The organism is Mobilitalea sibirica (genome assembly GCF_015999265.1).
GTDB lineage: Bacteria > Bacillota > Clostridia > Lachnospirales > Lachnospiraceae > Mobilitalea > Mobilitalea sibirica.
In genome coordinates this window covers 192,749-216,402 of the sequence record NZ_JAEAGR010000003.1, presented here as the reverse complement: position 1 = coordinate 216,402, position 23,654 = coordinate 192,749, and the positions used below count along the sequence as shown (strand labels likewise).

Below are 23,654 nucleotides of genomic sequence, written 5' to 3'. Positions count from 1 at the left end.
CTCCTTGATTACATTCGCTCCGGTGCTTCAATTCCAAGTAAATCAATGCAGATCAGCAATACATTCTGCACCAGTGTAATCAATGATATCCAGGAGGCTTTTTTCTTTGTGTCCTCCTCTGAGATAATCTTCGTATTATGATAGAATGTATTAAATGCATTGGCCAAGTCATAAATGTACTGACAAATTCTATGGGGAGCCATCTCCTTATAAGCCGTTTCCAACATTTCATTAAATTTAGTGATTTCAAGCATGAGCTCCTGTTCACTTGATGAATCGGCGGGCAAGATCAGGATATCGGCTTCCTCTTCATTATTTAACTCCCTGTATTTTGCCAGTATTGATTTTATTCTAACAATCGTATAAAGAATGTAAGGGCCGGTGTCTCCTTCAAAGGAGGTGAAGCGGTCAACATCAAACACATAATCTTTAGAAATCTGGTTTGACAAATCACCGTACTTTAATGCTGCCAATCCAACCTTCGTGGCAATTTCCCTGGCTTCCTCTTCCTCCATACTACGGTTCTCCATTATCTTACGATAAACCTCATCCGTTACGCTCTTAATCAGATATTCCAGACGCATAACGCCGCCTTCCCTGGTTTTAAAGGGTTTTCCATCCTTACCGTTCATTGTACCATAACCGATATGGTTAAGTATCATATCTTCTTTTACCAGTTTTGTCTTTCTTGCACAACGAAATACTTGTTCAAAATGAAGTTCCTGACGCTTGTCTGTAATATAGATGATCTGATCCGGAGAAAATAATTTCATTCGCTCAATAATGGTAGCCAGATCGGTTGTCTGGTACAGCGCGGCACCGTCAGATTTTAATATGAGACAGGGTGGTATCTCCTTCGTATCTGTCTCTTCCTTAACATCCACTACAAGTGCACCCTCACTGACTCTTGTAAAGTTATTTTCTTTAAAATAATTTATCATATCCGAAATATATGGTAAGGCGTCACTTTCCTTTTTCCATAAATCAAAATCAACATTTAAGGTCTTATATATTTCTTTTAAATCGGATACAGAAACCTCTAAAATATGATTCCAGATCGCAGAGTATCCTTTATGACCATTTTGAAGTTGATATGTTATATTTTTTGCTTCCTCTTTAAATTCAGGATTTGATTTAGAATATTCACTGGCAGCGGGGTAGATCTCCTCTAATTCAGAGATTGTAAAAGGAGCATCCTTGGGGTATTCACCGGTATAAGCTTCATCAAAATAAACCAGTTCCGGCTTTCTTCTCTTTAATTCGGCGATTACTAAACCCATCTGCGTTCCCCAATCACCTAAATGCACATCTCCGATTACTTTATTACCCATAAACCTTAGGATGCGCTTAATGCTCTCTCCTATAATTGCTGAACGCATATGTCCTACATGTAAAGGTTTTGCTATATTCGGACCACCATAGTCCACGATAATGGTCTTTGGCTGGCCTTCTGACTGACATCCGAATTTTTCAGTATCTTTCATTTTATTTAAATACCCCGCAAGAAACTCTTCACTGAGGGTTATATTAATGAAACCGGGCATAATTGCTGCGATTTCTTTAAATATTGCTTTATCTTGTAATAAGTCCACAATTTCCTGTGCTATTTTAATTGGAGCGGTTTTATACTGTTTTGCAGCTGCTAGAGCCCCATTACATTGATATTGACATAAATCAGGCCGGTTTGATAAGGATACAATTCCATATTTTCCTTCATAGCCTTTACCTTCAAATGCATTTTTCACTTCTTCTGTTATTAATTCGATTATAGTTTTCATTCTGACCTCCGTATCTCTTAACTTAAACAATACTTTAACATAGATGGGCATAATTGTCATCCTAATTTTATGCTATATGTTCATCAAATTTATGCTTCACATAGATTATAATTTTGTAATACTTCTATTCACAATATACCAAAAGTAAATAATTAACAATATACGTATACATTTACTATGCTGAAAAAAAATGCTTAATTTTCAAATAAAGACTATTTTTTTTATATAAATTGTTGTATATTATTATATATACGAACATTCTGTAGTAAAACTGTATTTTAAGTAATGTATTGGGAAAATCGCTTAGATTATTATTACTGAATGTATGGGGAAGAATTTTGGATTACGAAAGGAGAAATAATATGTTCGGGCAGTACTTTGGAAGTTACTTAGTAGATAAGAATAAAATTTCTCAATCACAATTTGATGAGGTTATAAAAGAGCAACAGAATTCACGGGTTAAATTGGGGCTTATTGCTGTTGCAGAAAAATTATTAACCACCAAGCAGGCACAAGAAGTGAATGAATTGCAGAAACAGATGGACAGACGTTTTGGTGATATCGCAATAGACAAAGGCTACCTGTTAACTGAAGAAGTGAACTATCTTCTTAACATGCAAGGCAATCCTTATCTAAAATTCGTTCAAGCGCTTACAGAAAATCATATAATGACCATAGATGAAATTGAAATTTATTTGGAAGCATATAAAAGTGATCATAATTTTTCTGATAGTGAAATAGATGCATTAAAATCCGGTGATATTGACCGAATCATACCGGTATTTGTAGACACTGATATCCCATTTGGCGGTGAATGTATCAGTATTGCAATTAGAAATATTGTAAGATTTATTCATAATAATATCATGTTAAAGAAAGCTTATATGGTGAAGGAATATTCCTTCGGTAATCTAGGATATCAGCAGGTTGTTGGCGATCATGATATTTTTCTGGGTTTTGCCTCAAAAGGTGATGAATTGTTAACAATCGCTAATCCCTTTGCTAAAGAGGAATTCACTGAGATGAATGAGGATTCCTTTGACTCTGTATGTGAATTTATTAATTGTATCAACGGTTTATTTGCCTCAAAATTAAGCAATGATGATATACATATTGATATGACTCCTCCATTATTTTATAAAGATAAGACATTAGCATCAAAGGGTGATATCTATGTTGTTCCGGTTGTAATTGAAGGAAAACAATCTGACTTACTTGTTGTAGTAGATAATAAGGTTGAGATAAATTAGGAGGTTAATAAAATGGCAAGAATACTAATGGTTGATGATTCCAGAACATCACGTAAAATTCTGAGAAGCATATTAGAAGATAATGGTCATCAGATAATAGGTGAGGCTGTTAACGGAGAAGATGCTGTTAATAAGTTCAAAGAATTAAATCCCGACATTACTACCATGGACATTACCATGCCTGTAATGGATGGTCTGGAAGCATTAAAAAACATAATGGATATAGACAAAAATGCAAAAGTAGTTATGGTTACTGCCGCCGGACAAAAATCCAAAATGGTGGATGCAGTGAAATATGGCGCTGCAGAGTTCCTTGCAAAACCTTTTGAATCAGCTCAGATCATTGAAATCATTAATCGTGTATTATAAGTCATAGTATTACATTTTAGATTATAATGAATGAGCAATCCAATTATTTGCCATAGTTACTCCTATGCCGGTATGCCGATTATCAGTATACTGGCATTTATTTTGCCTGTAGTTACTGTTATACGTTATGCAAGAGAGCGGGAGGCTATGGGTTCCCACACACACTCGTTGGAGTACATCTTCTAAGATTTATCTGACTGTTTTCGTACATAAATGTTCGTAACAGTCAGATAAATCTTAGAATGTGTTCTCCAAATAGTGCATTTAGGGAATACCATAGCCTCCCGCTCTCTTTTTCTACATATAATTATTATTTAGTATTTCATAGATTAGAAAAGACAAGACACAGGGTTACTCTAAGTCTTGTCTTTTCTCTGTTCTTATTATAGAACTTGTAATTAATATTTCTCGTTTCATTACATTTAATTAAAAGAATCTAAATGATGCTACTATAACTTTCATTTGCTTATTTTACTGGCATGATTATGGCAGCTATGATGTATGCAAATATACCTATGCTGGTCAAGCCGAATATCACCCATAAAAGTCTCACGATCGTAGGATCTACATTAATGTATTCTGCAACTCCTCCACATACACCACTAATCATTTTATTGGTTGATGACCGATATAATTTCTTCTCTTCCATAATTAAATAACTCCTTTCTATATTGATTTATTATTCGTTTGTTTTTATTATAATACTTCCGATACCACAATCCAAATTAAATTCTGTGTCTGAATTTGAAACCATGTCCCTTTTATTAAATATTTTATGAAAATTCATATTATTTATTATAACATTTCCTAAATTATAGTCAATTTTAAAGGAATAATCTTTTTCATCCCCCTCCAAATCCATAGCTATTTTTCCAATGCCACAGCTGATATCATTCGTTCCGGTTATATTGCCATCCATTTTAATGCTTCCTACTCCTACATCCACGCGGATATCATTTAATTTCATCTCGTCAAGTATCATTTCACCGGCACCTATATGAAACTCAGAGGAATCATAAACTTCAACCTGTTTTAGTCTTAAACTTCCTGCATTCACCTTAAAGGTACCTTTCTTGGATCGAAGTACATCTGCCTCCATATAACCTGCATTCAGAAGCAGGGCTATGTCCTCAGCAACGAAGCCTTCCGGCACTGTGATTGTGATTGTAGGAGAATTGTCCTCATCCCAACTAATTAGATTATCTATGGGTAAATTAACACCGAAGAGATCTATATAATCCTCTGCATTATCTTCTATCACCCAGGTTCCATCTTGAACATAGGATTCGAAGTTATCAAAAATCAGATTATTTGAGGTAATCTTAAATTCTTTCCCTTCTTTGATAAACACTTCTCCGTAGGCAATATGAAAATCCAATGAAGTGACTTTCTCGTATGTTTCATCAATGGTAAAGGTTTCAATACTATTATTACTTTTAGCGGCTATAACAAAGGTCATCAATGCGGTTAAACCAATTCCTATGCCAATTGAAATCAGACCAATGGCCAACCATATTTTCATAAATGTTCTCATGCCATCACACTCCTATTCTTAAACGGTAACCTGCATAAATTGATGAAACCTCTAAAAATTGCAGGAAGTGCCTTAAATATTACCGCACTAAGTAACACAAAGAGCATTCCAAGTCCAAATACCAACAGTCCTGCTCCACAGAGTAAAAGCCCAATCAAAGGAACACCCAGCTTAATGATACCAACAATAAATAGGGCAATACCGGCTCCCATCATGCATAAGCCTGCCAAACCAAAACCGAAAAACAACGAAAAGATTGTGGCAACAACTGCTATGGTTACTCCTATCCCGACACCAAATAAGGATAAGAATAATGGTATCCAAATTGGCGAGGTAAATAGAGCAATTAATATAATAAGCGGAAGGTTCGTTTTGCTGCTCTTATTTTGTGTATTATCGGCAGCAGTATATGTTTTAGTTTCCGAAGAATATTCCTTCTCATGACTTTGTTTCTGATTCGTATTATCCTTCGTATTCTTTTGATTTGGTTGCTCAACCACATCTACAATCTCATACTTTTCATCTACATAGACAGTATCCTGATAACCTTTTTCCGTGAAATATCCCCTGCTATCCGGGTCAGATGTGTTATTATTAAGATCCGCCTTAATAATTGCTGCAATTCTTTGTGGAGAACCCAGCTCTTTCAAAATCTTTTCTTCATTCTCCGCTCCCGCATCCTCAAAATAATCATTATAATACTACAATGCTTCTTCTCTATCTTCTATCGGGATATCTGTAAGTAAGCCCTCCAGCTCTTTCATAAACTCTAACCTTGACATCTAGTTCACTCCTTCAAATATGATATTTATCTTTTTATAATATCTTATCCACTCATCCAGATATAACCTAAGCTGTATCATTCCCTTATCCGTTATCTTATAATACCTTCGATTTCTTCCTCCGTACTCCATATCATATACTTCCAAACAATCTTCCTTTTGGAGCCTCCTTAGTACCGGATACAAGGTTGATTCTGAGATTTCGATTGCTTCCCGTACATCCTGTGTTATTTTGTATCCATAGGTACCTTCCGGTTCCTTCGAGACAACAGCCAGTACGATAGCATCCAGCAAGGCTGAACCGGTATTAAATACCATAACATCAACTCCCTTCAAGTTCCTTCCTTTTCAAACCATAACTATTTATAACAGAAATAATATTATTGATTTAACAATACTATACATCGTATAATATTATATGTCAATAGTAATTTCAATAATTTTCTATTTATTTTATTGTGTCATACCGCAAAGTAGTTATAGAAAATGAAATTAAAGTTTAAAATGGCTTTACTTCACAAAGTTTTTCTATGATTTCTATAAGAGAAACTATGTAGTATAAAGTACACCTTACTTTTTTTTAGCTTTATATCATTATTAACGATGTTTTATTACTTCTTTCTTCAATTTTCCTTGAGGAACTTCAAGATTAACCAAACAGTTAAATATAAAAAGTCTTGTTACAATAATTAGCTTTAATTAAAAAAAGAACAAACTGCATCCCTGGTAGGTAACAGTTTGTTCTTTTTTTTCATATATTAAGAGTTAACTCATCTTAAACACTCATCTGTATACTTCTATTCTATAACAATATCTATTTATTACTCATAGCACTATTATTAAATTCCGGACTAATATTTACCTTCTTAAGCCTTAACGAATTGTAGATAACGTTTAATGAACTTAAAGCCATTGCTCCGGCGCCTATCATCGGATGCAGTAATCCTAACATAGCAACCGGTATCGCGATGGCATTATAAAACCATGCCCAAAAATAATTTTCTCTAATCTTTCGAAAGATTGCTTTGGATAATTTAATTGCCGATACAATACCCGTCAGTTCACCTCTTACTAGGGTTACATCAGCAGCTTCAATTGCAATGTCAGTTCCTGTTCCAATAGCAATACCCACATTGGATTGTTTTAATGCCGGAGCATCATTGATACCGTCACCAACCATTGCCACGGTACCATATTGTTTTTGTAATCTTACCACTTCTTCTACTTTACCGTCCGGTAGCACTTCAGAAATCACATGACTGATTCCTACTTTTTTGCCAATAGCGGCAGCTGTTCTTTTATTGTCACCGGTAATCATCGCTGTTTTTATTCCCATTTTCTCCAACTCAGCGATTGCTGCAGCGGATTCTTCTTTAATCGGATCTGCCACGGCAATGATACCCAACAGTTGGTTACCCTTAGCAATCATCATGGCAGTCTTCGCTTCTTCCTCCAGGCGAATTAATTCATTTTCATAAGCATCATACGAAATCTGATTCTCCTGCATTAATTTTCTGTTACCAACCAAAACTTTTTCTCCGTCAACATCTCCGATAACACCCATTCCGACCACTACGTTAAAATCAGTCAGTTTACCAAAAGCAATCTTTTCACTCTTGACTTTTTCCACTATGGCATGTGCCAGAGGATGTTCTGAGCCGTTTTCAATCGTTCCGGCGTAATAAAGAAAGTCTTTTTCTTTTATTCCTTCCACTACTACAATATCTGTAACTTCCGGTTTACCCTTCGTTATGGTACCTGTTTTATCAAAAGCAATCGCTTTCACTTCTTTAAAGGTTTGAATCGCTTCACCGTTACGAATTAAGATACCTTTTTCTGCACCAATTCCACTTCCTACCATCAGGGCTGTCGGTGTACCAAGGCCCAGGGCACAAGGACAGGATATAACCAAGACTGCCGTTGCGGTAATAAATGCCAGGGTAAGAGGGGTTAGATCGGGATTAATCCAAGGTAAGAAGGAGGAACCCCATTCTAAAATTCCCGCATGAAACTCCGGAAATACGATATAGGAAATAAATGTGCCTATGGTTATGAGAATAATTGCAGGAACAAAAAATCCGGTAATTCGGTCAGCAAATTCCTGGATAGGAACCTTGGAACCCTGACACTCCTCTACCATCTTAATCACCTGAGACAGGAACGTATCTTTACCAACTTTTGTAACCTTTACTTTAATCATTCCCTGCTTATTTAACGTAGCACCGATCACCTCATGCCCCGCCTCTCTTTTTACAGGCATTGACTCACCGGTGGCCATGGATTCATCAATTAAGCTTTTACCTTCCATAATAATACCATCGGTCGGCACCTTCTCGCCGGGGCGAACCACCATGATATCCCCAACCTGCAGATCTTTTACAGGTATTTCAACTTCTTCTCCGTTAAGAATAATTTTAGCTGTTTTAGCACCCATCTGAAGGAGTTTTTTAATTGCCTGAGATGCTCTACCTTTTGCACGGGTTTCAAGATACTTACCGATTAGATGCATCGTCATAATGGTGGTAGCCATCTCAATAAAGGTCTGTACCGGCATAAAGAAACCAAGTAAACCAATTAGATATGGCGGCAGCGATCCCAATGTAACTAAAACATCCATATTAGGACTTTTGTTCTTAAGAGCCTTGAAACTACCAACATGGACATGCCAGCCGGTACCGAATATAATTGGTGCACCTAAGATTGCTGTTATAATAAGATATCCGGGTATCATCTGAACAAACATATGATACATCATCAGCACCATGATAGTACCGGATAAGATGGCAGAGATCTTCATGGTTCTGGCCGTCTTTTGAATCTTTACTTCATCCTCATCGATACCTTCATCGGTATTTTCCTCATAGACCAGTTCATAACCTAAGTCTTTCACCTTCTTTTGCATATCAATTAAACGGATTTCTTTCGGATTATACTCTATTGTTACTTTTTCTGATGCAAAGTTAACATTAGCTGTCACAATACCCTCTGTTTTGTTTAACATCTTCTCAACTCTGTTAGAGCAGGAAGAACAGGTCATACCATTGACTTTCATAGTTATCTTTTCTTTGCTTTGATCAGTTTCCGGTATCGCTTTATAGCCTAAATCATCAACTGCCTTAAAAATCTCCTTAGCACTGATAATATCAGCATCATAATCCACCTGTCCTTTTTCGATTGCTATATTAATATTTGGATTGATCACTCCATCCATAGAATTTAATTTTTTCTGAATATTAGCAGCACAGCTACTGCAGGACATTCCTTCGATTTTAAATCCCACTGTTTCTTTTTTCATTGGGTTTCTCCCTTCATGATATTATTAATACCCTACACGGGTGGGGGGTATGTGTTAATTATAACATGAATTATGTTAAAGTCAAGTATGTTTACGTAATATATTAGTATATTGTCATATCAATTCTTTGGTAATATAACTGTAAATACACTTCCTTCATGTAATTTACTTTTTAATAGAATACGACCCCCATGAGCCTCTATTATAGATTTAACAATTGTTAGCCCTATACCGGTACCTCCTGTAAGTCGGTTACGTGATTTATCGGCTCTGTAAAATCGTTCAAAGATGAAGGGCAGTTCTTCTTCCGGAATGCCAATCCCGTCATCCTTAACATGAAAACCTACGTTGTTTTCTGCTTCAAAGACTTCGATGATAATATTTCCTTTCTCTTTCGAATATTTTACTGCATTGGAAATAAGATTGATAAGTACCTGTTGTAATCTGTCATAGTCTGCTCTAACACTAACCTCAGGCCCAAGCACATTAATTGATCTATTCTGATTGAAGAGTTCACCTTCAAAACCTGTCACTGTTTTTTGAATCAAGTCCTTCAAAAGATACTCTTTTTTATTCAAATTCAGATTGCTACTTTCAATCCTTGCCAGCTGTTCCAGATCGTCAACAAGTTTACCTATCCGGATTGTTTCGTCATAACAGCTTTGCATCCACTCTGTGTTGGGTTCCCAAACTCCTTCTATGATTGCTTCGATATGAGACTGTAATATTGTAATTGGTGTCCGAAGTTCATGTGCTACATCCTCTGTTAGCTGTTTACGTAGCTTCTCTAAAGTTTCAAGAGAAGACGCCAGATGATTTACTGAGGTGATTAGCATATTCAGTTCCTTGCTGTTTGCTGCTTCTTTAAGACGAACCTGGTAATTTCCATCTGCAATTTCCTTCGTAATATCAATTGTCTTTAAAATCGGATGGCTGATTCGTCTTGCTATTAGATTACCGAGAAATACCGCCATGATTAAAGAAATAAAACCCACTCCTAATAGTACCTTATTCAGGGAATCTAAAAAACGAAAATCATTTTCCGATAGAAAAAAAGGCCCAAAATGACTAATACTTACGGAGCCTATTACAATTCCGGACTGTGTTAGCGGATAGGAAATCGCTGTAAACTCACCTTCCATCTGCGGATATTTAATTCTCATTCTTTTTGAAATATCAGCTATAATACGATTACAAAGCTCCATATCATGAGCCTGTGCATCCCACAATATATTTTCCTCATTATCATATACCTTCAGAATATATCCCTCATAAAGTGAAAACATTCCAATCGTATGAATGTAATCCAGGTTCCATTGATCTGTTAGCCTTGCATATTGCTGACTTAGACTGGAGGTAATAATTTGTTCTCTAAGTTGTTGCTGACGGGAAATATACTGCGTAAATTGCTTGTTAATCAGATGATTTGATGAAAAACTAATAACGGAAACTGTGAATAAAACCAATACAAACATGGCTGAGGTTAATTTTGTGCTAATTTTTTTCAAAAATTATTCACCCCCAAACTTATATCCAACACCGTGAACCGTTTTCACATAAGTTGGATTTTTTGTATCGTCTTCGATCTTAGCCCGCAGGTTTTTAATATGACTGTCTATGGTACGGTCAAATCCTTCAAACTCATCTCCAAAAGCAGAGGCAATTAATTCATCACGGGTAAATACCTTATTGGGATGCTTCGTTAAGGTTGCCAGTATTTTATATTCATTTGGAGTTAATTTAACCTCTACATTCTGCTTAGTTACAATTCTGCTATCATAATCGATAGTAAGATCTTTGTTTTTATAGGATTTGATACTATTTTCAGACTCAAACGTATCTCCGGCTCTTCGCATTACTGCCTCTATTCTGGCATACAAAGCTTTTAAGCTAAAAGGCTTTGTTATATAATCATCCGCACCAATTCCTAATCCATTCAGCATATCCTCTTCTTTGGATTTTGCAGTTAACATTATGATGGGTACCTTTGATTTCTGACGTAAGGTTTTGCAGACCTCCTCCCCGGAAAGCTCGGGTATCATTAAGTCTAGAAGAACTAGGGATATCCTTTCACTATTAAATAAGTCTAAAGCTTGTTTGCCATTATTGGCGCATATTACAAAAAAGCCCTTACTTTCCAGAAAGGACTTTAAAACACTTACAATTTTTTCTTCATCTTCGATCACCAGTATTTTTTTGAAAGACTGATTCATATAGTTACCTCCGATTACTACATATAATCCGGTAGCCTTTACAGACTAAATATTTTATATAATAGGCTATAGATTAATGTACTTTTCTTTCGTATAAAACTTTATCAGTAAATTATAATCTTACATTTACTTTCAGTGATTTACCAATTAAAGATTTATCACTCATACTATACTTTATGCTCGGCATAGCTGAGTGATAAACCTTTCAAACACAAGAATGATTGTTTTTCGTTTCTATTCTACCTCATATCCCTGATCTTCAATTTCTTCTTTGATCTTATCTAAGGATACGATTGAATTATCATAATCCACAACAACCACTTTATCCTCCAAGCTTACTGTAACCTTATCTACTCCATCCATGGTTCCTACTGCCTTTTTTACTGCATTTTCACAGTGGGAACAAGACATACCGTTAACTTTGAGTACAATATTTTCCATATAAATTCCTCCAATATCTTATTTGTATTGCTAATACTATTATAGTATATATTAAATATTCTATCCATAAGATATAAACAAATGTCTACTATAATAATTTAATAAACAGAGTATTCGTTTCTTAATCCTTAACTTTATTTCCAATTCTGAAAAATTACAGTCGCCTGTTCCAGAAAATCCTTTGATACCGTAATATTATCTGTATCAACTGTTTTGTAATCCGTTGTAATTGGCACCGGATTACAACCGCCTCTTGTTACTTCAACATCATCCATTGCAAATCGGTTACCGCAGTTCTGACATACTAAAACATCGTCTTCTTGAATATAATAACCTCTTCCAGAGCTATAGCAGACCTGACAGGTATTAAATGCCGTTCTTATGGTTCCATCCGGCGCTTTTACCGCGATTACCTCTAATTGCGTACCATTAATCTCAGCAGGATAATAAGTTGCCGTTTCCGATACACTGCTAATAGGTATTATAATATCGCTATCCTTTACTGTCTCTGCTTTAATCGTATTGTTATTGGAGTCTTCCGGTTTATTTTGTAGATAAACGATTACTACCACCGCTGCAATTACACCAAATGCAAACAGTATATTTTTATAATTAAATTTAGAACCTTTTTTCATTTTAAGCCTCTCCTTAACATTCATTTTTTTATACTCTAATCTTGATATCTAATTTTTCTTATATTGTTTTTAATTTCTTAATCTTGATTTGTTTTCATTTCTCTTTAAGGTTTTATAAAGCTAAGGTTTCTTTTAATGACAAGATGGTCCCTCACCTATAAATGGCCCACCATCAAATTCCTGAATTGTAGGTATATAAAAATTGATTTCATTTTTTATTACATCTATGTCAATATTATTAATATCTTCTACTACTTTAACATAACCGAAAAAGCTATAATCGACAGCAGAGAAATCAAAATCTATATCAGGAATAAAATATACCGGGTTTTCACCTTCCTCTAGGGGAAGACTAGTATAATAATAGGGGAATATCAGTGCTTCACTGCTCTCATTAATATTCGTTGCATTGATTGTCCACGTAGTCTCTACATCCTTTTGAACCACTATGACTGCCGGAGATATCCGACTCCCATTAAGATTAATTGTGGCATATTGTATCCCATCTAATATTTCAGCTATCGCAATTTCATCCGTAGGTATTGTATAATTAGCAAATTGGTCAACTTCATCAAGACCGTTTTCTTCAAAAGGATAGCCTATTTCAGAATCAGTATCCTCTATATATGCTGTTTGATCTGTATCGACATCTGTATTACTAAGATCCTCAACCACAGTAATTCTACTTCGTATCATTCCCATCCAGCAAGTGAAAGGAACAACACCGCTTTCATCAGGAATAAATTCAATAACGTTCTCACCGGGAACGAAATCATAGGACATGTCATACTTCGGTATATAGATACTATTATTACAGCCGTTTATGGTTCCATCCTCAGCTTCAATAATCCATCTTACCGGTATCCCTTTTTGTACTGTAATCGGTTCGTACCTTCCTGAGGAAAGCTTCGTCCTTACCGTCTGGACTCCATCTTCTATAACAGCTGCTGTACTGCTTCTGGTACCTCCGATAGCAGTTGGAACTGTAAATCCGGAAAGATTATATCCGTTATTAAACATAACAACACCCAGTATTACAACCATTACAGCGCCGGCCATCATCATCTTGTTCGTAAATTTTTTACTTAAGAAAGAACTAAGAGCTCCAAATGCGAGCATAAGAGGCACCGTACCTATGCTGAATAAAAACATACTTAAGGCTCCTCTTACAGGACTGCCGGTGGAAAGAGCAAAGAGCTGCATCGCTTGCAAGGGCCCACAAGGCATTAATCCGTTTAAGAGCCCTACATAGAGCGGACTGTTATTTCTTTTATTACTATGAATCTTTTTAGCAAAAACCTTTGGTATCCTTGGGTTTAATTTTCTTAGCCATGGGAACAGGTTAAGCATATTCAATCCCATAATAATCATAAAAACACCGGCTATTATTTGTACAATCCCCTTAAAACTTCCGGTAAAGCTTACTACAGAACCCAGCGCTCCCACAAGACCACCGATTACCGTATAGGAAATGACCCGTCCGAGATTATATAATAAGCTGGGTCTTAAGGCAGAGAGTTTGTTTTCTTTCTCTCCTTCGATTTCCTTCCTTGGTACACATTGAGAAAGACAGATCCCTCCACACATGGCTACACAATGGAACGAAGTTAATAATCCTATGATAAATAGCATGCCATAACCCATGCCCTCCCGCGCAATTGGAAATGCGTTAAAAAAATCAAATCCAACAAAACGGTCTACTATAAGATATAGGGCATATAGAATCACTGCTACACCTAAAAAAGTAGTAATGCTCATGTTACTCTTTTTCGCCGGATCCTGTACATTTAATTTTCTGACCTGATAATCCAACTCTTCAATTTTTCCCTTGATTTGATCTAAATTAAGAATATCCGGGTAGAATGTAATACGTGCCGTGCCATTGCTATAGCTTACTTTCGCTTGCTCAATCCCAACTGTATCTGATAGCATTTGCTCTATCCTATTTTCACAACTCACACAAGTCATGCCATCAATTATAATTGTTTTTGTAACAACATCTGCAGACATAGCCTTCCTCCTTCTACATAATTCATTCTAAGCTTAACATCATATTGTGTAGAATTTATGTAGAATAGATATTAGTGTTTTTAAGCTTATAGTAGAACAAAGAATGTGCCTAGGCACATTCTCTGCGCCTGAGCGGGTTGCGAAGCAACATATTCTTAACCGCGAAGTGTGCATCCTTCATGGAGTGATTTTTATTTAATAGGTAAGTTCGGAGAACTTTCCTATTAAATAAAAAAATGTATCCTTAGAGTACCTTTCTTCGGCCCTCTAAGAATACATTTTCATTGAGACAATTAAACTATTTACTAATTAAATATCTCTTATTTCATCTATTATATTATTTTACCAAATGCCCTGTGCCATCATAGCAGTTGCTACTTTTTCAAAGCCTGCAATGTTCGCACCTATTACATAATTACCGGGTGCATTGTATCTCTTAGCAGCATCGTCCATGCTATGGAAGATATTTACCATGATCTGCTGTAATTTTGAGTCTACTTCTTCAAAGGTCCAGCTTAATCTTTCGCTGTTCTGAGTCATTTCAAGTGCTGAAGTAGCTACACCACCGGCATTCGCTGCCTTACCTGGAGCAAATAATACACCATTTGCTAATAAGTACTCAGTTGCATCTAGAGTTGTAGGCATGTTAGCACCTTCTGCTACTGCGAAACATCCATTAGCTACCAATGCCTTGGCATCTTCTATGAACAATTCGTTCTGTGTAGCACATGGAAGTGCGATATCACATTTTACAGTCCAAACGCCTCTGCCCTCATGGTATTCGGAATTCGGTCTGTATTTTTTGTACTCAGTTAATCTTTCCCTTTTTACTTCTTTGATTTCTCTAAGTGCCTCAAGATCAATACCTTCCGGATCATATACCCATCCTGTGGAATCGCTTACGGTCACACATTTAGCACCAAGCTGATGAGCCTTCTGAATTGCATAGATAGCAACATTACCGGAACCGGATACTGTAACTGTTTTTCCTTTGATATCCTTACCGTTACATTTTAACATCTCTTCTACTAAGTATAATAAGCCATAACCAGTAGCCTCTGTTCTGGCAAGAGATCCACCATAGGTTAAACCTTTGCCGGTTAACACACCTTCGTAGGTTCCTTTGATTTTCTTAAACTGGCCATACATGTAACCAATCTCTCTACCGCCTGTACCGATATCACCGGCAGGAACGTCTACGTCTGCACCGATGTATTTGTAAAGCTCTGTGATAAAGCTTTTACAGAAAGCTAATACTTCTCTGTCTGATTTACCCTTAGGATCGAAATCAGAACCACCCTTACCGCCACCGATCGGAAGTCCGGTTAAAGAGTTTTTAAAGATCTGCTCAAATCCCAGGAACTTAATAATACCCAGGTTTACGGAAGGGTGTAAACGTAATCCGCCCTTGTAAGGTCCTATCGCATTATTAAATTGTACACGATATCCCGTATTAACCTGCACATTTCCTTTGTCATCTACCCAGGGTACCCTGAATTTAATCTGTCTGTCGGGTTCTACCAGTCTTTCAAGGAGTCCTTCTCTTCTGAATTTCTCTTCGTTCGCATCAACTACCACTCTAAGAGATTCCAAAACCTCTTTAACGGCTTGATGGAATTCCGGCTCTGCCGGGTTTTTCTTAACTACTAATTCAATTACTTCATCAACGTATCCCATACTTTAATCTCCTTTGATTAAATTTAGATTACAAAAAAAAGGTGCATTAAAAAAAACAAATGCGCCTTTGTATTTGCCTTTTTCCATTATATCTGGGTTTTCCATTTAATGCAAGTCCTTTTATTAAATTTATTGCATAAATATAAATTTTATTTTAATATTTACCCAGCATCAACATTTTGACCGTTTATGATCAAGGGCATTCGCAAATTATTTTACTTTTTATTCCTGGGCTTATAATATAAATTCAACTTTTTATTATATTGCTCCATTTCTGCTTTCTTATTCAATTTTTTCATGATATTTCCTACAAATATCATTTTCTATTTATCACCTTCATTACCAGATTGGATTTCCTATGAAGAAGAAACCTTAAATTTGCATCTTCCCTGGAAAAGTGGTATTCTTTTCAAAATGAGTATGATATAATTCATGCATAAACCAACCGTATTATTAAGAATAATTAATACACAAGTATAGAGATTGTAACTTCAAATATACTCGTACTGCCTGTTTACAGGTATTATTCTTAAGTAGTGTATCATACATTACTCGCTATTGCTCTTATACAATAGAATGCATCGGTTTTCATATGAATACTATATTAAATTAATCTCAGGTTAAGCTTCTTAACCATTATAATAAAGGAGAACGTTATGGCTTTAGATGGTATCGTAATAGCTAATGTTGTAAAGGAACTGCAAGACGCCTTGCTTGGCGGCAGAATTAATAAAATAGCCCAACCGGAAAAGGATGAACTAATTCTTACTATAAAAGCTCAGGCCAGAGAGCAATATAAGCTACTCTTATCTGCCGGAGCCGGTCTACCCTTAATTTATCTGACACAGAACACCAAGCCCAGTCCCCTGACTGCGCCAAATTTTTGCATGCTGCTTCGCAAGCATCTAAACAATGCAAGAATACTGGATATATCACAACCCGGCTTGGAGCGTATTGTTAATATTAAGTTGGAGCATTTGGACGAACTGGGAGATGTAAAGGTAAAATTTTTAATCATAGAGTTGATGGGAAAGCATAGTAATATCATTTTTTGTAATGAAGATATGACTATCATTGACAGCATAAAAAGAGTGAATCAATTCATAAGCTCCGTCCGTGAGGTACTGCCCGGCAGAGAGTATTTTATACCGGAAACAACACAAAAAGCAGATCCTTTAACAATTGATTTTGATGCGTTTCAATCAACCATAGTAAGTAAACCCCAACCAATCGGGAAAGCGTTATATACTTCTTTGACCGGCATCAGCCCTCTAATAGCCAACGAAATCTGTCATAGGGCTTCTTTAGATTCAGAAGATTCGATGAATACCCTAAACGAAGCTACTGCCATTCATTTATATCGCAATCTGGAACGGTTAATGGAGGAAGTAAAAACTCATGCTTTTGTGCCAAATATCATATCGCTGGATGGAAGTCCCGTTGAATTCTCCAGTGTGATGTTAACCTGTTATGATGGACATGAGATTCAGAGATTTGACTCCGTATCCGCCATGTTGGAGACATATTATGCCTCGAAAAGTTCGGTGGCCAGGATTCGTCAAAAATCGGCTGATCTTCGAAAAATAGTAGCCAATGCCATAGATCGTGCTGCTAAAAAATACGATTTACAGTTAAAACAGTTAAAGGATACGGATAAGCGGGATAAGTTCAAGGTATACGGTGAACTGATTACCACCTATGGTTATGAGCTGCAACCGGGAGCGAAAGAATTAAAAACCGTTAATTATTATACCAACGAAGAGATAACCATTCCCCTCGATCCTACCATAACGCCCATGGAGAATGCCAAGCATTACTTTGAGAAGTATAACAAGCTTAAACGTACTTATGATGCTTTGACCACCCTGATAAAGGAAACGGCGGATGAATTGTCCCATCTAGAATCCATTAAAACATCTCTTGATATCGCAACCGAGGAGCATGACTTAACGCAGTTGAAACAGGAATTGATGGACTATGGTTATATCAAGCGTAAGTATTCTAACAGATCCCACAAACCGGATAAAAAGAACAATCAAAAGAAAACTGGAAGTAAAAGCCAGCCGTTTCATTATATCTCCTCCGACGGCTATCATATGTATGTCGGAAAGAATAATTTTCAAAATGATGAACTTACTTTCCAGTTTGCCGATGGCGGCGATTGGTGGTTCCATGCGAAGAAATTACCCGGTTCCCATGTTATTGTAAAGGCCGGAGGAGATGAACTGCCTGATCGTACCTTCGAGGAGGCAGCCAAACTGGCAGCGTATTATTCCGGGGCAAGAGATGCTGACAAAGTAGAAATTGACTATACCTTAAAGAAGAATATAAAGAAGCCCGGTGGAGGCAAACCGGGATTTGTCGTATATTATACTAATTACTCAATGATATCCGATACAGACATTACCGGTATCACCCAGATAGAATAAATAGGGAATTAATATATAAATAAACAGATAACAATCAACCTATGAATAAAAAGGGGATTATTTATGATTTTAGCCGATTATCATGTACATTCCGACTTCTCCAGTGATTGCAATGCGCCTATGGAGACAATGATTGAACAAGCAATTTCTATGGGTATGAAAAAGCTTTGTTTTACGGACCATATGGATTACGATTATCCGCCGGTAAGTAATTTAAATTTTGAATTTGATATCGAGGCTTATATGGATAAATTATCCTTAATGAAGCAAAAGTATCAATCTAAAATCGAGATCTTAACCGGTATCGAATTGGGATTACAGCCACACATAACAGACCGTATGACTGCTCTTACTGATAGATATCCATTCGATTTTATTATTGGTTCTTCCCACGTAGTGGATCATTTTGATCCGTTTTATCCACAATTCTGGATAAATAAAACGGAGGAGGAAGGTATCACAGAGTATTTTCAATCAATTATCGATAATTGTAACCAATATCAAGGCTTCCATATATATGGCCATATTGATTATATTGTCCGCTATGCTCCCAGTACGAAAAAGAAATATCTTACCTATCCTTATGAAAAATATGCGGATATTTTGGATGAAGTCCTTAAAACCATCTTGTTACACGAAAAAGGGATTGAAGTAAATACAGCGGGATACAAATACGGCCTTGGGCATCCACATCCCAAGACCGAGGTTTTAGTCCGTTACAAAGAACTTGGTGGTGAAATTATAACCATAGGCTCCGACGCCCATAGACCGGAGCATCTGGGTTACGATTTTCTAAAAACAGCTGAATTATTAAAGTCCATCGGTTTCAAATACTATACCACTTTTAAGGATGGTAAACCGATATTCGAAAAACTATAAAAGAACTGATGATTAGTATAACGGAAACACGGATGAAGAAAAGGCTATTTCTATTTAATCTATGTTAACAAGAAGGGACATAGGTTTCCCACACACACTCGTTGGAGTACAACTTTTATGAATTGTCTGCCTGGTTTACGTACTTGAATGTACGTAACAGTCAAACAATTCATAAAAGTTGTTCACCAAATAGTGTATTTAGGGAAATCCTATGTCCCGTCTTTTTCAGATACGAATATAATATGAAATAGCCCTTTCTTCATTCGTTATTAGATAAGAGAAATAACAGTTTCTCTTATCATTGTTCATTCTTATTTCATATAGTTCTTTTGTAGTTCTTGATAGCTCTTTCTTTTATATTTCTAGTATAGTTCTATTATCTTAGTTCTTTTATAGTTGTACTTTCATGATTTGGTTCTTATAGTTCTAGTTCATTTATACACTCTTTTAGGTTCTATATAGTTCTAACATATTCTTTTATAGTTTTTTTATCGTTCTTTTATCGCTCTTTTCTACCGTTTACTCATTATGGTGCCGCCTCCGACAACATAATCATCCTGGTAAAAAACTACTGCTTGTCCTGGGGTTATAGCCCTCTGGGGTTCTTCAAAGATACATAACACTTCATCTTCAGCCGTTCTTTTGACCCTACAACGGGCTCCCTTATGACTATAGCGTATCTTAGCTTCTACTGTAATCTCATCCACGATATCTTCAATCGCCATAAAATTTAATCGATTGGCATACAATCGGTCTGTAAAAACCTCATTGGAATTACCGATAACCACTTCATTGGTCTCCGGGCGAAGCTCTAGGACAAATACCGGTTGTCCCATTGCTAGATTTAACCCTTTACGCTGTCCAATCGTATAATGGATTAATCCTCTATGTTGTCCGATTACCTCTCCGGCAGTATTAATAAAGTTACCGGGGGTTAAACCATTATATTGATTTTTAATTAAACTGGTGGTATTCATTATATTTTTTGCATTCTTCGTTTTCACGCTTCCTGCTAAGCTATCATCTTCTTTATTTAAATAATCGGAGATAAACCCGGCATAATTATTGTCTGATACAAAACAGATTTCCTGACTATCCGGTTTATTGGCAACCGGAAGCTGTAGCTGATTTGCCATGGCCCTGATCTCATCTTTGGCATAGGCACCAACGGGCATCAGGGTATGTTCCAATTGAAATTGCGTCAGATTATATAAGGCATAGGTCTGATCCTTCGCTCTGGTAACCGACTTTTTTATCGCATACCTTCCGTTGTTTAATTTTTCTATACTGGCATAATGTCCGGTTGCAATATAGGAAGCTCCGATATCCATTGATCTTTTTAAAAGAGATTCCCATTTTACATATCGATTACATGCGATACACGGATTTGGTGTCCTTGCCTGTAGATATTCCGCTACAAAATAGTCTATAACATTTTCCTTAAATTCTTGTTTGAAGTTCATGACGTAGTAAGGAATATTAAGTGCAGATGCTACCCTTCTCGCATCTTCCACCGCACTGAGACCACAGCAACCACCATTTTCCTCCATGGAACAGATATCTTCATCCTGCCAAATCTGCATAGTAACGCCTATGACATCATATCCCTGTTCTTTTAATAGGTATGCTGCCACAGAGGAATCAACTCCTCCTGACATTCCTACTACCACTTTTTCCATTACAACCTCCATGTATGGCTTTTACTTTGTCCAACTTAAAAGCTCTTTAATATTCTATGGTTTCTTCCTCTTCATGGATATCTGACTTAGGCTTTTCCAACCCTTCAATCTTAATATTGTTTTTCTCTGCATAATCCCATAAGGCAGCATGGATTGCTTCCTCAGCTAATAAGGAGCAGTGAACTTTTACCGGTGGAAGACCATCCAGAGCCTCCATAACGGATTTATTCGTTATCTTTAAGGCTTCTTCAACTGTTTTACCCTTAACTAGCTCTGTCGCCATACTGCTGGTAGCTACTGCTGCACCGCAGCCAAAGGTCTTAAATTTAACATCCTGTATCACACCGGTTTCATCAATATCCAGATACATCCTCATAATATCTCCACATTTTGCATTACCAACCGTACCAACTCCGCTGGCGTTCTCTATTTCACCCACATTTCTGGGATTTGAAAAATGATCCATTACCTTTTCCGTATACATAAGCATCCTCCAGTATTCGCTTTATCATATAAAATATTGTTATATTATAACGTTATATTGTTACCTTGTTTCCCTATATTGCTACATTGTTTTTCTTAATGTTACATTATTCTTACCTATAGCCATTACTTATCATTATTATGAAATAATAACTGTATGCTTCGTTAAAGAATTATTATTTCTTATTGCCTGTTATTCAATTCTTTAAAGTATTCTTTTTATCTTTTCCTAGTGAAATCCTCATAAAGAGGTGACATTTTACGGAGTTTATCAACAATCTCTTTGATCTTTTCCACCGTGTAATCAATTTCCTCTACCGTATTATCTTCACTTAAGGTCAGTCTCAAAGACCCATGGGCAATTTCATGAGGTAATCCAATTGCCAATAATACATGGGAAGGATCCAAAGATCCTGAGGTACAAGCTGACCCGCTGGAAGCACAGATATGATTCATATCCAACATAATTAAAAGGGATTCCCCTTCGATGAATTGAAAGCTGAAATTAGCATTATTCGGAAGTCTCTTCACCCTGTCACCATTCAGTCTGGTATAAGGTACTTCTGCCAGAACACGCTTAATCAGATAATCTCTTAACTCGATTTCCTTTTTTGCTCTATCCTCCATAGTAGCCATTGCTATCTCTACCGCTTTGCCAAATCCAACAACACCAGGCACATTTTCTGTACCGGCCCTTCTCTGTCTTTCCTGGGCACCTCCATGAATTAGAGAACGAATTTTAACACCTTTTTTAATATAAAGGAAACCAATTCCCTTCGGACCATTTAATTTATGTGCACTGGCACTGAGCATATCGATTCCCATATCATTAACATTAATATCTACCTGTGCAAATGCCTGCACTGCATCCGTATGGAACAGTATTTTATTTCTTTTTGCAATCTCCCCGATTTCCTTAATCGGCTGGATTGTCCCGATCTCGTTATTAGCAAACATAATGGTAATTAATATTGTCGTGGGTTTGATTGCCTTCTCCAATTGATCCAGCTTTACAATGCCGTATTCATCTACATCTAAGTAAGTAACTTCATATCCGTTCTTTTCAAGATACTCACAGGTGTGTAAAACAGCATGATGTTCAATCTTTGTGGTAATAATATGATTTCCTTTTGCTTTATAAGCTTCCGCTGTTGCTTTAATCGCCCAGTTATCTGCTTCTGTTCCTCCGCCGGTAAAATATACTTCCGTTATATCTGCTCCTAAAGCTTTTGCAATAGTACCTCTGGCTTCATCAACTGCCTTTTTATTCTGTGATGCAAATTCATACACACTGGATGGGTTGCCGAATTTCTCAGTGAAATAAGGAAGCATTGCATCTACAACCTCAGGTCTGGTCCTTGTTGTTGCAGCATTATCAAGATAAATTTTCTTCTCCATTATTGTCATCTCCTAATATATATTCGTATTTATTGTCCACATATCTGTTTTGATCGGTTCGTATCTGAAGTACCCGCTTCTGCTTGTACCTTTCTGCTCACTTCAACAAGTTCTGAGAGCATAATTCCATCCACTGCATCATTTATACTATCACTAATACGCTTCCATACATATTTTGTTACACATAGATCCGCGTTGCTACAAGCACTGTCACTGTTATTAATCTCTGAACAATCCACCGGAGCAAGATCCCCTTCCAAGGCTCTTAAGATATCTCCGACGGATATCTGATTTGCCGGAAGTGCCAGACTATATCCTCCCTGTGCACCTCTGATACTATTCACAATACCGGCTTTCTTAAGCTTCGCAATCAATTGCTCAAGATAGTTCATTGATATTCCCTGTCTTTCTGCAATCTGACTTAATGCAATTACTTCATCCTCTGTCTGCACGGCTAGGTCAAGTACCGCTCTTAAACCATATCGTCCCTTGGTAGATAACTTCATTCCTCTCATCCCTTCTCCGATTGAATTTGCCTGCTACCGTTTTTTATTTATTAATATTTTCTTTATTATACCTACAATATTATAGTTGATACTCTAATTCCTACTATTTTAATTCCTATTAATTTAATTCCTATTAATTCACTTGGTTATTAATATAGCACTATGCTATTTTCTTGTCAAGATATAACCTGTAATTTTCCAATTAAATTATTTATCAAAATCAAATCATACATTATTCATTGAATCATTCGTGTCAAAACACTTACAATTTTCCAGTTCCATAGCCATTCATCCGC

At 36.5% G+C, this 23,654-nt stretch carries 21 protein-coding genes; 5 read left to right on the top strand and 16 right to left on the bottom strand.

Going from position 1 to position 23,654, the window contains the following annotated elements:
- Positions 1 to 8 precede the first annotated feature (8 nt).
- The gene (argS, locus tag I5677_RS04515) at positions 9 to 1,778 is read right to left on the bottom strand and encodes an arginine--tRNA ligase (RefSeq protein ID WP_197660378.1); all 1,770 of its coding nucleotides are present in this window, start codon (positions 1,776 to 1,778) and stop codon (positions 9 to 11) included.
- A gap of 362 nt (positions 1,779 to 2,140) precedes the next feature.
- Here argS and I5677_RS04510 point away from each other — a divergent pair, with 362 nt between their 5' ends.
- From I5677_RS04510 to I5677_RS04500, 3 genes are read left to right on the top strand one after another with little or no spacing between them, the layout of a single operon-like run.
- Positions 2,141 to 3,028: a chemotaxis protein CheX gene (locus I5677_RS04510; protein ID WP_197660377.1), complete on the top strand. Its 888-nt coding sequence runs from the start codon at positions 2,141 to 2,143 to the stop codon at positions 3,026 to 3,028.
- A gap of 12 nt (positions 3,029 to 3,040) precedes the next feature.
- Positions 3,041 to 3,397: a response regulator gene (locus tag I5677_RS04505; protein ID WP_197660376.1), complete on the top strand. Its 357-nt coding sequence runs from the start codon at positions 3,041 to 3,043 to the stop codon at positions 3,395 to 3,397.
- Between the two features lie 30 nt (positions 3,398 to 3,427).
- Positions 3,428 to 3,583, top strand: a complete 156-nt coding sequence (locus I5677_RS04500) for a hypothetical protein (RefSeq protein WP_197660375.1) — start codon at positions 3,428 to 3,430, stop codon at positions 3,581 to 3,583.
- A 280-nt stretch (positions 3,584 to 3,863) separates the two neighbouring features.
- Here the strand turns inward: I5677_RS04500 and I5677_RS04495 are convergent, their stop codons facing one another.
- From I5677_RS04495 to gdhA, 11 genes are all read right to left on the bottom strand, one after another.
- A complete protein-coding gene (locus tag I5677_RS04495) occupies positions 3,864 to 4,046 on the bottom strand; it encodes a PspC domain-containing protein (RefSeq protein WP_197660374.1) in 183 nt (60 codons plus the stop codon).
- 30 nt (positions 4,047 to 4,076) lie between these two features.
- Positions 4,077 to 4,931: a DUF4097 family beta strand repeat-containing protein gene (locus I5677_RS04490; protein WP_197660373.1), complete on the bottom strand. Its 855-nt coding sequence runs from the start codon at positions 4,929 to 4,931 to the stop codon at positions 4,077 to 4,079.
- Positions 4,928 to 5,581 carry a hypothetical protein gene (locus I5677_RS04485; RefSeq protein ID WP_197660372.1) on the bottom strand — a complete coding sequence of 218 codons (654 nt, stop codon included), beginning with the start codon at positions 5,579 to 5,581 and terminating at the stop codon, positions 4,928 to 4,930. The genes I5677_RS04490 and I5677_RS04485 overlap by 4 nt, the downstream gene beginning before the upstream one ends.
- Before the next feature lie 132 nt (positions 5,582 to 5,713).
- The gene (locus tag I5677_RS04480; protein WP_197660517.1) at positions 5,714 to 6,031 is read right to left on the bottom strand and encodes a PadR family transcriptional regulator; all 318 of its coding nucleotides are present in this window, start codon (positions 6,029 to 6,031) and stop codon (positions 5,714 to 5,716) included.
- A 496-nt stretch (positions 6,032 to 6,527) separates the two neighbouring features.
- Positions 6,528 to 9,008 (bottom strand): heavy metal translocating P-type ATPase, encoded by a 2,481-nt coding sequence (locus I5677_RS04475; RefSeq protein ID WP_197660371.1) that lies wholly within the window; start codon positions 9,006 to 9,008, stop codon positions 6,528 to 6,530.
- Between the two features lie 119 nt (positions 9,009 to 9,127).
- Positions 9,128 to 10,516, bottom strand: a complete 1,389-nt coding sequence (locus tag I5677_RS04470) for a sensor histidine kinase (RefSeq protein ID WP_197660370.1) — start codon at positions 10,514 to 10,516, stop codon at positions 9,128 to 9,130.
- A gap of 3 nt (positions 10,517 to 10,519) precedes the next feature.
- The gene (locus tag I5677_RS04465; RefSeq protein ID WP_197660369.1) at positions 10,520 to 11,221 is read right to left on the bottom strand and encodes a response regulator transcription factor; all 702 of its coding nucleotides are present in this window, start codon (positions 11,219 to 11,221) and stop codon (positions 10,520 to 10,522) included.
- A 234-nt stretch (positions 11,222 to 11,455) separates the two neighbouring features.
- Positions 11,456 to 11,662, bottom strand: a complete 207-nt coding sequence (gene copZ, locus I5677_RS04460; RefSeq protein WP_197660368.1) for a copper chaperone CopZ — start codon at positions 11,660 to 11,662, stop codon at positions 11,456 to 11,458.
- A 134-nt stretch (positions 11,663 to 11,796) separates the two neighbouring features.
- A complete protein-coding gene (locus I5677_RS04455) occupies positions 11,797 to 12,297 on the bottom strand; it encodes a DUF2318 domain-containing protein (protein WP_243456493.1) in 501 nt (166 codons plus the stop codon).
- Positions 12,298 to 12,429: 132 nt separating this feature from the next.
- Positions 12,430 to 14,307, bottom strand: a complete 1,878-nt coding sequence (locus tag I5677_RS04450; RefSeq protein WP_197660366.1) for an urease accessory protein UreH domain-containing protein — start codon at positions 14,305 to 14,307, stop codon at positions 12,430 to 12,432.
- Between the two features lie 342 nt (positions 14,308 to 14,649).
- Positions 14,650 to 15,984 carry an NADP-specific glutamate dehydrogenase gene (gene gdhA, locus I5677_RS04445; RefSeq protein ID WP_197660365.1) on the bottom strand — a complete coding sequence of 445 codons (1,335 nt, stop codon included), beginning with the start codon at positions 15,982 to 15,984 and terminating at the stop codon, positions 14,650 to 14,652.
- A gap of 656 nt (positions 15,985 to 16,640) precedes the next feature.
- Here gdhA and I5677_RS04440 point away from each other — a divergent pair.
- Together I5677_RS04440 and I5677_RS04435 are read left to right on the top strand one after the other, a co-directional pair.
- Positions 16,641 to 18,413, top strand: a complete 1,773-nt coding sequence (locus I5677_RS04440; RefSeq protein ID WP_197660364.1) for an Rqc2 family fibronectin-binding protein — start codon at positions 16,641 to 16,643, stop codon at positions 18,411 to 18,413.
- A 63-nt stretch (positions 18,414 to 18,476) separates the two neighbouring features.
- On the top strand, positions 18,477 to 19,292 hold the full coding sequence (locus I5677_RS04435; RefSeq protein WP_197660363.1) for a histidinol-phosphatase HisJ family protein: 816 nt from the start codon (positions 18,477 to 18,479) through the stop codon (positions 19,290 to 19,292).
- 512 nt (positions 19,293 to 19,804) lie between these two features.
- Here I5677_RS04435 and mnmA read toward each other — a convergent pair.
- The 4 genes from mnmA to I5677_RS04415 form a co-directional block, all read right to left on the bottom strand.
- Positions 19,805 to 20,971: a tRNA 2-thiouridine(34) synthase MnmA gene (mnmA, locus tag I5677_RS04430; protein ID WP_197660362.1), complete on the bottom strand. Its 1,167-nt coding sequence runs from the start codon at positions 20,969 to 20,971 to the stop codon at positions 19,805 to 19,807.
- Positions 20,972 to 21,017: 46 nt separating this feature from the next.
- Positions 21,018 to 21,455: a Fe-S cluster assembly scaffold protein NifU gene (gene nifU, locus I5677_RS04425; RefSeq protein WP_197660361.1), complete on the bottom strand. Its 438-nt coding sequence runs from the start codon at positions 21,453 to 21,455 to the stop codon at positions 21,018 to 21,020.
- A 218-nt stretch (positions 21,456 to 21,673) separates the two neighbouring features.
- Positions 21,674 to 22,852, bottom strand: coding sequence for a cysteine desulfurase NifS (nifS, locus tag I5677_RS04420; protein WP_197660360.1), 1,179 nt, complete (start codon positions 22,850 to 22,852; stop codon positions 21,674 to 21,676).
- A gap of 29 nt (positions 22,853 to 22,881) precedes the next feature.
- Positions 22,882 to 23,358, bottom strand: coding sequence for an RrF2 family transcriptional regulator (locus I5677_RS04415; RefSeq protein WP_197660516.1), 477 nt, complete (start codon positions 23,356 to 23,358; stop codon positions 22,882 to 22,884).
- Between the last annotated feature and the right edge of the window lie 296 nt (positions 23,359 to 23,654).